Raw genomic sequence first — 246 nt, forward strand, 5'->3', positions numbered from 1 at the left:
CAGAAGTTCCGACAAGAACGGGATACGCGTTCGGAGGTTGGTACACTGACGAAGAACTAACGGAACCGTATGTGTTCACGACTGTGGTGACGGGCAATGTGACGCTTTACGGCAAGTGGACGATAAGCGTGTATACGGTGAGCTTCGAAAGCAACGGTGGCAGTGCGGTGGAGGCAACGACAGTGGAACACGGTGATACTGTGGAAGCGCCAGAAGCTCCGACAAGAACGGGATACGCGTTCGGAG

1 protein-coding gene is annotated in these 246 nt (G+C 54.9%); it reads left to right on the plus strand.

The features are described from left to right. The coding region (locus tag PAT3040_RS33605) for an InlB B-repeat-containing protein (RefSeq protein WP_146200633.1) at window positions 1-246 on the plus strand (246 nt) is incomplete at both ends.

The sequence above is a fragment of the Paenibacillus agaridevorans genome (assembly GCF_003112455.1).
Classification (GTDB): domain Bacteria; phylum Bacillota; class Bacilli; order Paenibacillales; family Paenibacillaceae; genus Pristimantibacillus; species Pristimantibacillus agaridevorans.